The sequence below is a fragment of the Clostridium sp. D5 genome, assembly GCF_000190355.1.
GTDB classification, from domain to species: Bacteria; Bacillota; Clostridia; order Lachnospirales; family Lachnospiraceae; genus Faecalicatena; species Faecalicatena fissicatena_A.
Window position 1 is genome coordinate 163,704 of sequence record NZ_GL870812.1, and the last position, 13,670, is coordinate 177,373.

11 protein-coding genes and 1 pseudogene are annotated in these 13,670 nt (G+C 45.8%); 10 read left to right on the forward strand and 2 right to left on the reverse strand.

Annotated elements, in window-relative coordinates:
- The first annotated feature begins 146 nt into the window (after nucleotides 1-146).
- From HMPREF0240_RS10920 to HMPREF0240_RS10945, 6 genes are all read left to right on the forward strand, one after another.
- Entirely contained in the window at nucleotides 147-968 is an 822-nt protein-coding gene (locus HMPREF0240_RS10920) for a S1-like domain-containing RNA-binding protein (protein ID WP_009003477.1), read from the forward strand.
- A 75-nt stretch (nucleotides 969-1,043) separates the two neighbouring features.
- The gene (locus HMPREF0240_RS10925) at nucleotides 1,044-1,283 is read left to right on the forward strand and encodes a hypothetical protein (RefSeq protein WP_009003478.1); all 240 of its coding nucleotides are present in this window, start codon (nucleotides 1,044-1,046) and stop codon (nucleotides 1,281-1,283) included.
- Between the two features lie 187 nt (nucleotides 1,284-1,470).
- A complete protein-coding gene (locus HMPREF0240_RS10930; protein ID WP_009003479.1) occupies nucleotides 1,471-4,944 on the forward strand; it encodes a DNA polymerase III subunit alpha in 3,474 nt (1,157 codons plus the stop codon).
- Between the two features lie 192 nt (nucleotides 4,945-5,136).
- Nucleotides 5,137-6,111: a 6-phosphofructokinase gene (gene pfkA, locus HMPREF0240_RS10935; RefSeq protein WP_347462591.1), complete on the forward strand. Its 975-nt coding sequence runs from the start codon at nucleotides 5,137-5,139 to the stop codon at nucleotides 6,109-6,111.
- Nucleotides 6,112-6,124: 13 nt separating this feature from the next.
- Complete coding sequence (gene murI / locus HMPREF0240_RS10940; RefSeq protein WP_035313101.1) at nucleotides 6,125-6,952, forward strand: glutamate racemase; 828 nt, start codon at nucleotides 6,125-6,127, stop codon at nucleotides 6,950-6,952.
- Nucleotides 6,953-6,962: 10 nt separating this feature from the next.
- Entirely contained in the window at nucleotides 6,963-7,421 is a 459-nt protein-coding gene (locus tag HMPREF0240_RS10945) for a DUF1934 domain-containing protein (protein WP_009003482.1), read from the forward strand.
- Between the two features lie 79 nt (nucleotides 7,422-7,500).
- Here HMPREF0240_RS10945 and HMPREF0240_RS10950 read toward each other — a convergent pair whose 3' ends face one another.
- Nucleotides 7,501-7,947 (reverse strand): hypothetical protein, encoded by a 447-nt coding sequence (locus HMPREF0240_RS10950; protein WP_009003483.1) that lies wholly within the window; start codon nucleotides 7,945-7,947, stop codon nucleotides 7,501-7,503.
- Between the two features lie 291 nt (nucleotides 7,948-8,238).
- Between HMPREF0240_RS10950 and HMPREF0240_RS10955 the strand changes: the two genes are divergently transcribed.
- From HMPREF0240_RS10955 to HMPREF0240_RS10970, 4 genes are all read left to right on the forward strand, one after another.
- On the forward strand, nucleotides 8,239-9,918 hold the full coding sequence (locus tag HMPREF0240_RS10955; RefSeq protein ID WP_035313103.1) for a S8 family peptidase: 1,680 nt from the start codon (nucleotides 8,239-8,241) through the stop codon (nucleotides 9,916-9,918).
- A 161-nt stretch (nucleotides 9,919-10,079) separates the two neighbouring features.
- Entirely contained in the window at nucleotides 10,080-11,555 is a 1,476-nt protein-coding gene (cls, locus tag HMPREF0240_RS10960; protein WP_009003485.1) for a cardiolipin synthase, read from the forward strand.
- 127 nt (nucleotides 11,556-11,682) lie between these two features.
- The gene (gene tig / locus HMPREF0240_RS10965; protein ID WP_009003486.1) at nucleotides 11,683-12,768 is read left to right on the forward strand and encodes a trigger factor; all 1,086 of its coding nucleotides are present in this window, start codon (nucleotides 11,683-11,685) and stop codon (nucleotides 12,766-12,768) included.
- A gap of 373 nt (nucleotides 12,769-13,141) precedes the next feature.
- Nucleotides 13,142-13,384: an HPr family phosphocarrier protein gene (locus HMPREF0240_RS10970; protein ID WP_009003487.1), complete on the forward strand. Its 243-nt coding sequence runs from the start codon at nucleotides 13,142-13,144 to the stop codon at nucleotides 13,382-13,384.
- A gap of 101 nt (nucleotides 13,385-13,485) precedes the next feature.
- Here HMPREF0240_RS10970 and HMPREF0240_RS24820 read toward each other — a convergent pair.
- Nucleotides 13,486-13,670: pseudogene (locus tag HMPREF0240_RS24820) on the reverse strand (group II intron reverse transcriptase/maturase); the annotation flags it as partial.

A 13,670-nucleotide genomic window follows, 5' to 3' on the forward strand; every position in this document is an offset into this window, starting at 1 on the left:
ATAATATCTGGCCGCCAATAGTCAAGAACAGGGCGGAAAATGTTTGCTAAATCAGGTCATTCAGGGTATACTTACATAGTATCATCAGGAAAAAACTGGGACAGGATGAAAAATCATGTCCCAATGCAGATAAAGGAGAACGGAACATGAAGTTAGGCGAAAAACAGGTTCTGACTGTTGTAAAAAAAGTGGAGTTTGGAGTGTACCTGGGAAGCGATGAGGAGCGTGTACTTCTTCCAAAAAAACAGGTGCCGGAAGACGTTGAAATCGGAGATCCTGTAGAAGTATTTTTATACCGGGATTCAGATGACAGAATGATTGCTACCACACATGAACCCAGGGTTACTCTGGGGAAACTTGCAGTCCTGGAAGTGGCAGATGTGGGGAAGATGGGCGCATTTCTTGACTGGGGACTGGAAAAGGATTTATTCCTGCCTTTTAAGGAACAGACGACAAAGGTGAAAAAAGGGGATCACTGCCTTGTTGCCCTTTATATCGATAAGAGCAGCAGGCTGTGTGCTACGATGAAAGTCTATCATATGCTGCGGACAGACTCTCCTTATAAAAAGGACGACAGAGTAAGCGGTATTATATATGACACCAGTGATGAATTCGGCATTTTCGTCGCGGTGGACCAGCAGTATTCTGCACTGATTCCCAAGAAGGATGTGTTCGGCGGCCTGGAAGTGGGCCAGACAGTGGAAGCCAGAGTGACCTCTGTGAAGGCGGACGGCAAACTGGATCTGAGCGTGAAAGATAAGATACCGGAGCAGATGGATAAGGACGCACAGTACATCATAAAAGTAATGCAGAGTTACGACGGTGAGCTGCCGTTTACAGATAAAGCAGATCCGGAGATCATTAAGAGGGAATTCAATATGAGCAAGGCTGCATTCAAGCGTGCGGTGGGGCGTCTTTTGAAAGCGGGCAAGATTGAAATTCTGGAAAAAAGCATCAGAATTCGTTAAAAAATCTTGCAATCCCTTTAAAATAAGTTATAATGGAACAGAAGACGTAGTTGTTAGAAAGGAGAGATTGTTAAAATGAAAGTACAGAATATTACAGACATAGAAGCATTTTTTAAAGTAGTAGATGCATGTAAAGGCAGAGTAGAGCTGGTAACAGGCGAGGGAGACAGACTGAATCTGAAGTCTAAGTTATCCCAGTATGTATCCATGGCCAACATCTTCTCAAACGGAGAGATCCCTGAACTGGAGATCATTGCATACGAAAAAGAAGATACGGATAAGCTGATCAATTTCATGATCAACGGCGGGGTATAGAATCGCCGAAGGGCGGCTGCCCTGATAGTCGGCAAGGAAGCCGGCGGTCCTGGATCAACATAAAAAGGAAGCATATAAGGGTAGTTCTCTTTCAGGGGACCGCCCTTTTTCATCTTATAGGGAAGTTCGTCTATAAGTGAACCAGAGGGTGTCTGCTGATGATGCAGATGGAATCAAGAGGTGAACAATGGATTTTGCACATTTACATGTCCATACAGAATACAGTCTTCTGGATGGTTCAAACAAGATAAGAGAATATGTGGCAAGGGTGAAGGAACTGGGCATGAACAGCGCGGCCATAACAGACCACGGCGTCATGTATGGAGTCGTAGATTTTTACCGGGAAGCAAAGAAGCAGGGGATCAAGCCCATACTCGGGTGTGAAGTGTACGTTGCCCCGAACTCCCGGTTTGACAGGGAAATAAGCGGCGGGGATGACAGGTATTATCACCTTGTCCTGCTGGCCGAGAATAATATAGGATATGCCAATCTGATGAAGATTGTATCAAAAGGATTTGTGGAAGGATACTATTATAAGCCGCGTGTGGATAAGGCGCTGCTGGAGGAATATCACGAGGGGATTATTGCCCTGAGCGCCTGTCTGGCGGGGGAGGTACAGCGGTATCTGACAAAAGGACTGTACGAGGAGGCGAAGAAATCTGCTCTTGAATATCAGGATATCTTCGGGAAGGGCAACTATTTTCTGGAGCTCCAGGATCACGGCATTCCGGAGCAGACCCTGGTAAATCAGAAGCTTCTGCAGATGTCGGAGGAGCTGGATATTGAACTGGTAGCCACCAATGACGTCCATTATACACTGGCAGAGGATGAGAAGCCGCATGACATTCTTCTCTGCATCCAGACCGCGAAAAAGCTGGCGGATGAGAACCGGATGCGCTACGAGGGCGGGCAGTATTATGTTAAGTCCCCCGAAGAGATGGCGCACCTCTTCCCTTACGCGCTGCAGGCTCTGGAGAATACGCAGCGGATTGCCAACAGATGCGAGGTGGAGATCGAATTTGGCGTGTTAAAGCTGCCCAAATACGATGTACCGGACGGTCTGACCGCCTGGGAGTATCTGAATAAGCTGTGCTTCGAGGGGCTGGAAAAGCACTATGAAAATCCTTCCGAGGAGCTGCGTGAGCGCCTGGAATACGAGCTGAATACCATAAAAAACATGGGATATGTGGATTATTTCCTGATTGTATGGGATTTCATTAAGTATGCGAAGGACAACGGGATTGCCGTGGGGCCGGGACGTGGTTCGGCGGCCGGAAGTATTGTTTCTTACTGTCTGGAGATTACCGACATCGATCCCATCCGTTATCAGCTCCTGTTTGAGCGTTTCCTGAATCCGGAGCGTGTATCCATGCCCGATATCGACGTGGATTTTTGTTATGAAAGACGGCAGGAAGTCATAGACTATGTGGTACGCAAATACGGCAAAGACCGGGTGGTGCAGATTGTAACATTCGGTACCCTGGCGGCCAGAGGTGTCATCCGTGATGTGGGCCGTGCGATGGATCTGCCATATGCATTTGTGGATACCATTGCCAAGATGATTCCAACCGAGCTGAATATTACCATTGATAAGGCCCTCAAAATGAATCCGGAGCTGCGCAAGACTTATGAGACGGATGAGCAGGTGAAGTACCTGATCGACATGTCAAAACGTCTGGAGGGTCTGCCGCGTCACAGTTCCATGCATGCGGCCGGCGTAGTAATCAGCCAGAAGTCTGTGGATGAGTATGTGCCGCTTTCCCGTGCACAGGACGGATCCATTACGACTCAGTTCACCATGACCACGCTGGAGGAACTTGGCCTTTTGAAAATGGATTTCCTGGGGCTGCGTACGCTGACGGTGATACAGAATGCAGTCCGGTTGGTAAAGCATAAGAATCCGGGACTGGATATGGATCAGATTGATTACAATGACAAAGACGTTCTGGATTATATAGGGACAGGGAAGACGGACGGTATATTCCAGCTGGAGAGTGCGGGTATGAAGAGCTTTATGAAAGAGCTCAAACCACACAGCCTGGAAGATATCATCGCCGGAATCTCACTGTACCGTCCGGGACCGATGGATTTCATTCCCCAGTATATCAGAGGAAAGAATGATGCGGGTTCCATCACCTATGACTGCCCTCAGCTGGAACCAATTCTTGCGCCGACTTACGGCTGTATTGTGTACCAGGAACAGGTTATGCAGATCGTGCGTGACCTGGCCGGCTATACACTGGGGCGGAGCGATCTGCTGCGCCGTGCCATGTCCAAGAAAAAGGGCGATGTGATGCAGAAGGAGCGCCAGATTTTTGTCCATGGGGATGAAGAGAACGGGGTGCCGGGCTGTGTTGCAAATGGAATTGACGAAAAGACGGCGAATAAGATTTATGATGAAATGATTGATTTTGCAAAATATGCCTTCAATAAGTCCCATGCGGCGGCTTATGCCGTGGTTTCTTATCAGACGGCGTATCTGAAATACTATTATCCGGTTGAATTTATGGCAGCTTTGATGACTTCCGTGATTGAAAATCCGCCAAAGGTGGCAGAATATATTTATACCTGCCGTCAGATGGATATCAAAATACTTCCGCCGGATATCAACCGTGGAGTGGCGGACTTTTCCGTGGATGAAGGAAACATACGCTATGGGCTGGCTGCGATTAAGAGCGTAGGCAAGCCTGTTATTGAAGCCATTGTTTCGGACCGGAACGAATTCGGGCCATTTAAGAATCTGGAGGACTTTATCAGCAGAATGTCCGTGAAGGATTCCCTGAATAAAAGAGTGATTGAAAACTTCATTAAGGCAGGAGCGCTGGATGGGCTGGATGGAACGAGAAAGCAGTTCATGAGTATTTATGTCCAGATTGTAGAACACGTGAACCAGGAAAAGAAGTATGCCATGACCGGTCAGATGTCATTGTTTGACCTGGTGGATGACGAACAGAAGAGTGAGTTTGAGATAAAGCTGCCGGATGTGGGAGAGTATACAAAAGAGAATCTGCTTGCATTTGAGAAAGAGGTGCTCGGAATCTATATCAGCGGACATCCGCTTGAGGAAGACGAGGAAAAATGGCGCAAGTCGATATCCGCTACAACTGCCGATTTTCAGCCGGATGAGGAGACCGGGACGACAAAGGTCCATGATGGTGCAAAAGAAATTATCGGCGGTATGATTACGGACAAAACGGTGAAGAATACCAGAAATAATCAAATGATGGCATTCCTGACCCTGGAGGATCTGCTGGGGACTGTGGAAGTCGTGGTATTTCCCCGGGACTATGAGAAGAATCGGCCCTTGCTGGAAGTGGACAATAAGGTATTTATACGGGGAAGAGTGTCCGAGGAAGATGAAAAAGCCAGCAAACTGATCTGTGAGAAGATCATTCCCTTTACACAGACGAAGAAAGAGCTTTGGATTCAGTTTCCGGATAAGGATGCATTTCAGAAGGATGAGCAGATTGTATATGGGTATCTTGCTGACTCGGAGGGCGACGATGAGGTCGTAATCTATTGTCAGGCGGAGCGGGCTGTAAAGCGCCTGCCGAGAAACCGCAATATCAGTATCGGTCCGCAGGTGTTGAGCAGATTGATGAACCATTTTGGCGATAAGAGGGTAAAAGTGGTAGAAAAACCTATTGAAAACCACTTATAAATAGGTTAGAATAATACCCAAAGTGTTAAAAATTAAGCAATCCCTGCAGGGCATGGATTTATGCGCTCTCCTGGTGGCAAGGGTACAGGGAATGACTGATAAGAAGACATTTGGTTAGGCAGGTATTTTAGAAAGGTGGATAAAGAAATGGCAGAAACAAAAGCATCGGTTAAGAGAATAAACCTGGAAGAGATTGAAGACAGAATCCGCACGATTGGGATCCTTACAAGCGGTGGAGATGCTCCGGGAATGAATGCGGCAATCCGTGCCGTTACAAGAACGGCACTTTCAAAAGGACTGAAAGTCCGCGGGATCAGAAGGGGCTATCATGGACTTCTGAAAGAGGAGATTATAGACTTGTCTGCACGTGATGTATCCGATACCATCCAGCGCGGCGGTACCATTCTTCAGACTGCACGCTGTCAGTCCATGCGTACAGAAGAAGGACAGCAGAAGGCAGCAGCCATCTGCAAGAAGTACGGCATTGACGGACTGGTAGTTATCGGCGGTGACGGTTCCTTTGCAGGCGCCCAGAAGCTTTCTCATCTGGGGGTTAATACAATCGGACTTCCGGGAACGATTGACCTGGATATCGCCTGTACAGATTATACAATTGGATTTGATACAGCAGTCAATACCGCTATGGAGGCCATTGACAAGGTGCGCGATACCTCCACATCCCACGAGAGATGCAGCATTATCGAGGTTATGGGAAGAGATGCCGGATACCTGGCACTGTGGTGCGGTATTGCAAACGGTGCAGAGAGAATTCTGATGCCGGAAGAGAAAGACTACAATGAAGACGCTCTGATCTCTGACATTATGGAGAACAAAAAACGCGGCAAGAAGAACTACATTATTATCAATGCTGAGGGTGTGGGCGATTCTATTAATATAGCAAAGCGAATTGAAGAGGCAACTGGTATTGAAACGAGAGCAACTATTCTGGGACACATGCAGCGTGGCGGAAGTCCGACATGTAAGGACAGAGTATATGCATCTACCATGGGTGCAATGGCTGTAGAACTGCTGTGTTCAGGCAAGACAAACCGTGTAGTCGGATATAAGAACGGCAGATTTGTAGACTATGACATTGAGGAAGCTTTATCAATGAAGAAAGAGATTCCTTCCCATCAGTATGAAATTGCAAAAATATTAGCAATCTAGGAGACGAGTGACATTGAGTGCGGAATGTAAAAAAACGGCGCCCATCGGCGTGTTTGATTCGGGTGTCGGCGGTCTGACGGTCGTACGGGAGATGATAAGACAGCTTCCAAATGAGAATATCGTGTATTTCGGGGACACGGCGCGTGTCCCGTACGGAAGCAAGTCCCAGAATACAATTATACGCTTTTCCGAGCAGATAATCCGCTTCCTGAAGAAGAAGAAGGTCAAAGCCATTGTGATTGCCTGCAATACAGCCAGCGCGCTTGCGCTGGATGCAGTCCGCGATGAATTTGAAGTTCCCATCCTCGGGGTGGTCATCCCGGGGGCACGGGCGGCGGTCGAGGCAACACAGAATCTGAAGGTTGGTGTTGTCGGGACGGATGCCACGGTACAGAGCGGGATGTATACGAAGATCATCCATGGCATGAATCCGGAGATCACGGTTATAGAGAAGGCATGCCCCTTGTTTGTGCCTCTTGTGGAGGAAGGCTTCAAAGAACATAAGGTAACGCAGGAGATCATCGATTTTTATCTGGAATCTATCAAAAGGACGGATATCGATGCCATGATACTGGGATGTACCCATTATCCGCTGCTTCGCTCCAAGATCCGGGCCTACATGGGGGACGGGATTCAGATTGTGAATCCGGCCTATGAGACGGCCATGGATCTGAAAAAGCTGCTCAAGGAGCAGGATATGGTGAATGACGGACAGAAAGCTCCGTATAGTCGTTATGAGTTCTTTGTCAGTGATGCAGCAGAAAAATTCCGGCATTTCGCAAACTCGGTGATGCCATTTGATATATCAAAAATAAACGTAGTAAATATTGAAGAATATTAGGTGAATTCATATGACAAAGGATGTATTGGTCAGCATATCCGGTCTGCATACAGATATCATCACCGGTATGACAGATGAAGAGAACGAGGCCATCGAGGTCGTAACGCCCGGCAGTTATTACTGCAGGAACGGGAAACACTACGTCATCTATGATGAAGTAATGGAAGGTATGCCCGGAACCATAAAAAATAAAATAAAAATAACCGGCACAGACAGCCTGGAAATCATGAAAACCGGTATATCCAATGCCCATATGATATTTGAAAAGAATAAGAAGAACCTTACTTATTATCAGACACCTTACGGGCAGATGCTGATCGGTGTAAACACAAAAAACATGGAAGTCAATGTTACAGATGAGAACATTGGTGTCAGCGTAGATTACGAGCTGGATGTAAACCATGAACCGCTGGCTGACTGCAGAATAAAAATGGAGATTTACTCAAAGGGGTCTGACCCTTTTGCATAGGGGTCTGACCCCTTTGAGATTCGTTGTATAAAAATAACCGCAATATCTGAGAATTGTCAGATTATTGCGGTTATTCTAATTATTTCTTGTCTTTTTTAAATCTTGCGAAGAAGCCTTTCTTCTTCTGCGGAGTCTCCAGTGATCCGCGGACTCCTCTTACGGCCGTTATGTAAATGCCGCTTACAGTTGCCTTAACTTCCTTCTTAATAGGAATGAGAGGAAATACCTGTGCATCACACATCAATGTCATCACCTTTGGTCCGACTTTAGCTTTTACTACCGGGACTTTCGTACGTCTCAGATACTTGGGGGTATTCTCGACGACAACGGAAGGGAAACCGGCTTCTTTCAGCTTCATCTTGCCTTTATCGATAATCAGCATCGTCACCTGCTGTGCTGCTGCTTCCATCTGTTCTTTTTGTGCTGCCTGTTTTTTTTCTGCTCTTTTACCGAATAAATACAGCGCGATTAATGCGATGATCAGTACCACTAATACAATGAGCATTATTTTCAATCCTAAACTCACGACGAACCCTCCTATAAACACTCTTTTTCCGCGATTATGCAAGTAGTATTGTACCATTCTTTGGGGGGAAGTGCAAGCAATTTGATATTTTAGCGGACGGGAAAAATCATTTTTTCGGCTTTTTTATCCTTATGCCGTTTTCTTCTGCCAGGATGCAGAAAATGCTTCTGCGATCTTCTGCGGACAGAGGATACAGGCCATATGGAACATTTTAGCTTTTGATGTCAATATTAATATTCTATGTTCCGGAAGCGTTAATATACTATATTAAGAATACATTGAGGCGGAACCTTGAATAAGATTATTGATGAAAATTACCTGGATCTGATTATCGATAATATGCTGGTAAATAATGCGAAGCCGGATGGTGGGCAGGCCATAAGAATCAGCGAGAGATATTCCATTATAAGTGTACTGAATGAAAATCCCAGTCCCTGTGAATTAGGCGACGTTTATCCCTATCACAGCGTACCGGGGCTGTTTACTCCCATGTCTGTTATGACTTTTGAAGATTCAGGGATCGGAAGTCTGCAGAATAACCCATATCTGGCTCTTTTTGGACGCGGGGTATTAGTAGGGATCATTGATACAGGTATTGATTACCGTCACCCGGCCTTTCTCACAAGAGATGGAAAATCCCGTATCTACAGTATCTGGGACCAGGCAAATCAGACTGGAACGCCCCCGGAGGGGTTTGTATATGGAACGGAGTATACGAATGAGGAGATTAATCTTGCGCTTGAGAGCCAAGAGCCTTTTGAGATTGTCCCCTGTCAGGATACAAATGGACATGGCACTGCACTTGCCAGTATCATAGCCGGAAATGTGGTGGGTTCCGTATCTTTCAGGGGAGTAGTAACAGAAGCGGAACTGATTGTAGTTAAACTAAAACCACCTAAAAAGAATCTGCGCAAGCTCTCTTTTGTTCAGGAAGATGTCGAGTGTTATCAGGAAACGGATATATTATTAGGACTAAATTATTTAACCCAGATTGCCGGAAGGATTCATCGGCCTCTGGCTGTCTGTCTGGCGATGGGGAGCAGCCATGGCGGCCACAGAGGATTGGGGACGCTCAGTGATTATTTGAACAGAATCGTATTGAATCCCGGGTTTGATGTTGCAGTTGCAGGTGGCAATGAAGGCAGTAACAGACGTCATTATTACACCAGAGTGACCGATGAAACCTTTACTCATACATTTGAACTTGAAATTTCAAAGCAGGATACTTTATTTGCATTGGAAATATGGACTGAAATACCGGCCCGCCTTGCTGTGAAAATAACGTCTCCTGCAGGGGAATCCACAAGGTTTATCCAGCCGCAGCTCAGCAGCTGTTATTCTTTTGGCTTCATATTCGAGTCAAGCAGGATTTATGTAAATAATATTACCCTGGAAAAGGAGAACGGTGACCAGCTGATTATGATCAGGTTCGAAAATCCGAGTGAGGGAATCTGGCGCATCCAGCTGGCAAATCTGGAAGAAGAAGATTACGCCTTTCATGCGTGGCTTCCAGCCGGAAATCTAATTTCAAATGGAACATACTTCCTGGTTTCGTCTCCTGACACAACGGTAACAGAGCCGGGAAATTCTGTGTATGCCCTTACTGTAACAGCCTATAATTCACAAAGCAACAGCATCATGCCTGAATCCAGCTGGGGATATACCAGAGACAACCGTATCATTCCTGATATTGCCGCTCCCGGTAATTTAATCCCCTGTGCCTTTCCCAATGAACGTTATGGTTACATATCCGGAACCGGAGCAGCCGCCGCCCATGCAGCGGGAACCGTCGCAATGGTACTCGAATGGGCCGTTATTAAGGGCTATTACCCGACCATTACCGGATATGATGTCAACCGTCTGATCATCCGCGGTGCAGACAGGAGCAATCAGGGCTTCACTTATCCAAATAAAAACTGGGGATACGGGACACTTGATATATACAGTCTGCTCAGAAAACTGAACCTGTAAAGGAATATTTCGGACAGGAACTGTCTGCGCACATAGAACAAGGTATTCTGGCGGCATTATTGTTTTATTTATCAACACTGACATTTTAGGGTTACTTTTTCCAAGATATAATAGTATAATCAAATATGTTACATACAGATGAAAAAAGGAGTTTATATTATATGGCAGAAACGATATGGAACGGGTTGACGACAGCTTATCACTTTGTGATGGATAATCTGGCTGTCATCAACATTCTCCTTTCCCTGATCATAATATTCTTTCAACGCAGATCTCCGCAGACAGTCTGGACATGGCTGCTGCTGCTCTACTTTATCCCGATTCTTGGTTTTTTCCTCTATCTGGTAATCGGGCAGGATTTTCATAAAAGCAGAATGTTCAAGGCGAAAGAGATCGAGGGCGAATTAAAATATGCCGTACGGAGGCAGGAGGAAACGATATATAGAAAACAGCTCAGGCTTGCCAATCCAGAGATGGCACGCTTTAAAGACCTGATTCTTTACAATCTGGAGGCCGGCGAGTCCGTGCTGACAGACAATAACGATGTACGCATATACACGGACGGTAAGGAAAAGTTCCGTGCATTGATCGAAGAAATGAAACAGGCACAGCGCTATATCCATATGCAGTACTATATCATCCGCAACGATGAGCTGTGGCAGGAGATTGAGCCGGTCCTGACGGAGAAGGCAAAAGAAGGCGTGGAGGTCCGGGTGCTGTTTGACAGCATGGGATGCAGAACCATGCATAACAAAGACTGGGAGCGCCTGGAAAAAGCGGGCGTACAGGTAGCGGAGTTCTTCCCCGCACTTCTGGGACAGCTGCAGCTGCGTGTGAACTACCGTAACCACAGAAAGATTGTAGTAATTGACGGCCGTGTAGGATTTGTGGGCGGATTTAACGTGGGCAGAGAGTATCTCGGCCTGGATAAAAAGTTTGGCTACTGGCGTGATACGCACCTTTGTATAGAAGGGGCTGCCGTGACATCCCTGGCAGTCCGTTTTGTGCTGGACTGGAATTATGCGGCCAGGGAGAATCTTTTCCTGGAGGATCATCTTTTCGAGATACCGGCCTATGTGAGAAACGGACACGATCCGGTCCAGATTATTTCCAGCGGCCCTGACTCCCAGACCAAGACGATCCATGACAATTATCTTCGTCTGATTCACAGCGCAAAAGATCACGTATACCTGCAGACCCCGTATTTTATACCGGATGATTCCATACTCGATGCGCTGAAGATCGCCAGCCGCTCGGGGGTTGATGTGAGAATCATGGTTCCCTGCAAACCGGACCATCCGTTTGTGTACTGGGCAACCTATTCGTATCTCGGCGACATGGTGGCGGCGGGAGCAAAGTGTTATGTGTATAATAACGGGTTCCTCCACGCCAAAACACTGAGTGTGGATGGCATGGTGGCCTGCGTGGGTACAGCCAATATGGACATCCGGAGTTTCGGCCTGAATTTTGAGGTAAATGCAGTCGTTTACAGTGAACGGACTGTGCAGCGGATGGAGCGCGCTTTCGAAAATGATATGACGAAATGTACCCATGTTACCCGTAAGGTATATGATCAGAGAAGCCTGATTATCCGCATAAAAGAGCAGTTCTCACGGCTGCTGTCACCTCTTTTATAAAAACATTTATAAAAACAAAAGTGAAATAAGTATGAAAAACCTTTTCAACGAAGAAAAAATGTGATATAACGTTTAGGTATGCGGGCATGAGCCTGCCCTGAGATAAGGAAAAACATGAGGTGAAAGAATGAAAAAAAAGATTTTGGCATTGGCATTAAGCGTTCTGATGGCAGCATCACTGGTAGGATGCAGCAAGGAGCTTTCTAACGAATATATCACAATCAAGCAGTATGAAGGATTGGAAGTTGCCAAGGTTGAGCAGACCGAAGTGACGGATGAAAGCGTTGAGTCCACGATTAATTCGACACTGTCTTCCAAATCCACATCAGAAGAGATTACGGACAGAGCGGCCAAAGAAGGAGATACAGTCAATATTGACTACAAGGGATCCGTGGATGGCGTGGAGTTTGAGGGTGGATCAGCCGAAGGCGCAAACCTGGAACTGGGATCTGGAAGCTTTATTGGGGCCAACGGGGATTACAAAGGATTTGAGGAACAGATCGCAGGACATAAGACAGGGGAAAAGTTTGACATTAAAGTACAGTTCCCATCTGATTATAAGAATGCAGAGATGTCTGATAAAGTAGCTGTTTTCAATATCACACTGAACAGTATTTCTGTAGTTACCGTTCCGGAGCTTACAGACGAGTGGGTAAAAGAGAACAGCGAAGAGTCTAAGACTGTGGAAGAGTACAAAAAAGAAATCAAAAAGCAGCTGGAAGAAAACAGTAAAGAGAGTACAAAAAATACACTGCAGAATGAAGTTATGGAGGCACTGCTTGGTCAGATCGAAGTGAAGAAATACCCGGAAGACCAGGTAGACGAGCAGATTCAGTCTATTAATGAGTATTACAGCGGAATGGCAGAAGCATACGGTATGGAGTTCAAAGACTTCGCAGAACAGTACATGGGACTTTCCGAAGAAGATTTCAAGACTCAGGCAAAAGAGGCTGCGCAGACGGCAGTACAGAGAAGTCTGGCATGTGAACTGATTGCCAAGGAGAAGAAACTGGAGCCATCCGACAAAGAGTATGAAGAACAGATTGCAAAATATGCAGAAGGTTCCGGATATGAGACTGTAGATGAATTTAAAGAACAGGTAGGCGAAGATGTGCTGAAAAGAACAATTCTGCAGCAGAAAGTAGCAGAGTACCTGGCAGACAAGTGCGTTCAGGTAGAGCAGTCTGAGAGCAGTGCGGACGAGAGTAAGTAAGAGGGGACGCCATGCGGACTGTAAGCGCCAAGTCTTCCTGTCTGTAAGGTCGGTTTAAATCCTGACCGCTTAACGAAGAAGAACTAATAGAGCCAGAGGCGCCCAGAAGGGAACATCCGACATGCAACGAGAAAGCCGATGCTTTCTCGTCTTAGGTCGGAATGAAACGTGATTTTGAGAATCAAGTTTCATCCCTTCTGGGCGCCTCTGGCTCTATAAGTTCTTCTAAGACTAAAGCTTGTTTTTTGCGATTCGACAATATTCTGCAAATAACGACACACATTTTTACAAATAAAGTCCTAGACATTGGGAATAAAATCCAGTATTCTGGATAAAATAACCATATACACAAAGTAAAGGAGGAAAACAAGACATGCATAAATTAAAGATTTGTTTTCGTCAGCCAGAAGATATTACTGAGTTTGTGGATATTGTCAATCAGTTTGAATACGACGTGGATCTTAAAAGCGGAAAGAATATAGTAGACGCAAAATCATTGTTAGGAGTTATTGCTATCAGTAAGGCTGACGGCGTGGAGCTTGTCATTCACAGCGATGAATGTCAGGAACTTCTGGATCGTCTCCAGAGTTATGCCAGAGACAGAAAGATCGCATAATCAGATGGAAATAGAGTAGGGAAATAATGGCTAGCATTATTTCCCTCTCATTGAACCGTACGTACGGGTCTCGTATACGGCTCTACAACTTATATTCCAACTTATCTTAGATAATAATTTAAAGGATTGAGCAAACCAGCTCCGTCCTTTATTTTTGTTTCAAGCACCATTGGGCTAATGATAAAATTAACTACGTTCATTCCACTCTGTCTGTACCATCCAAGTCTTGAGTTTGCAACTTTATAGATTGATTCATGGTCGAATCCACATTCATATTTTCTATTCA

Excerpts from the sequence above, each read along its gene's own strand:
- HMPREF0240_RS10920 (WP_009003477.1), top strand. The coding sequence starts at position 147 with ATGAAGTTAGGCGAAAAACAGGTTCTGACTGTTGTAAAAAAAGTGGAG.
- HMPREF0240_RS10925 (WP_009003478.1), top strand. The coding sequence starts at position 1,044 with ATGAAAGTACAGAATATTACAGACATAGAAGCATTTTTTAAAGTAGTA.
- HMPREF0240_RS10930 (WP_009003479.1), top strand. The coding sequence starts at position 1,471 with ATGGATTTTGCACATTTACATGTCCATACAGAATACAGTCTTCTGGAT.
- HMPREF0240_RS10945 (WP_009003482.1), top strand. The coding sequence starts at position 6,963 with ATGACAAAGGATGTATTGGTCAGCATATCCGGTCTGCATACAGATATC.
- cls (WP_009003485.1), top strand. The coding sequence starts at position 10,080 with ATGGCAGAAACGATATGGAACGGGTTGACGACAGCTTATCACTTTGTG.
- tig (WP_009003486.1), top strand. The coding sequence starts at position 11,683 with ATGAAAAAAAAGATTTTGGCATTGGCATTAAGCGTTCTGATGGCAGCA.
- HMPREF0240_RS10970 (WP_009003487.1), top strand. The coding sequence starts at position 13,142 with ATGCATAAATTAAAGATTTGTTTTCGTCAGCCAGAAGATATTACTGAG.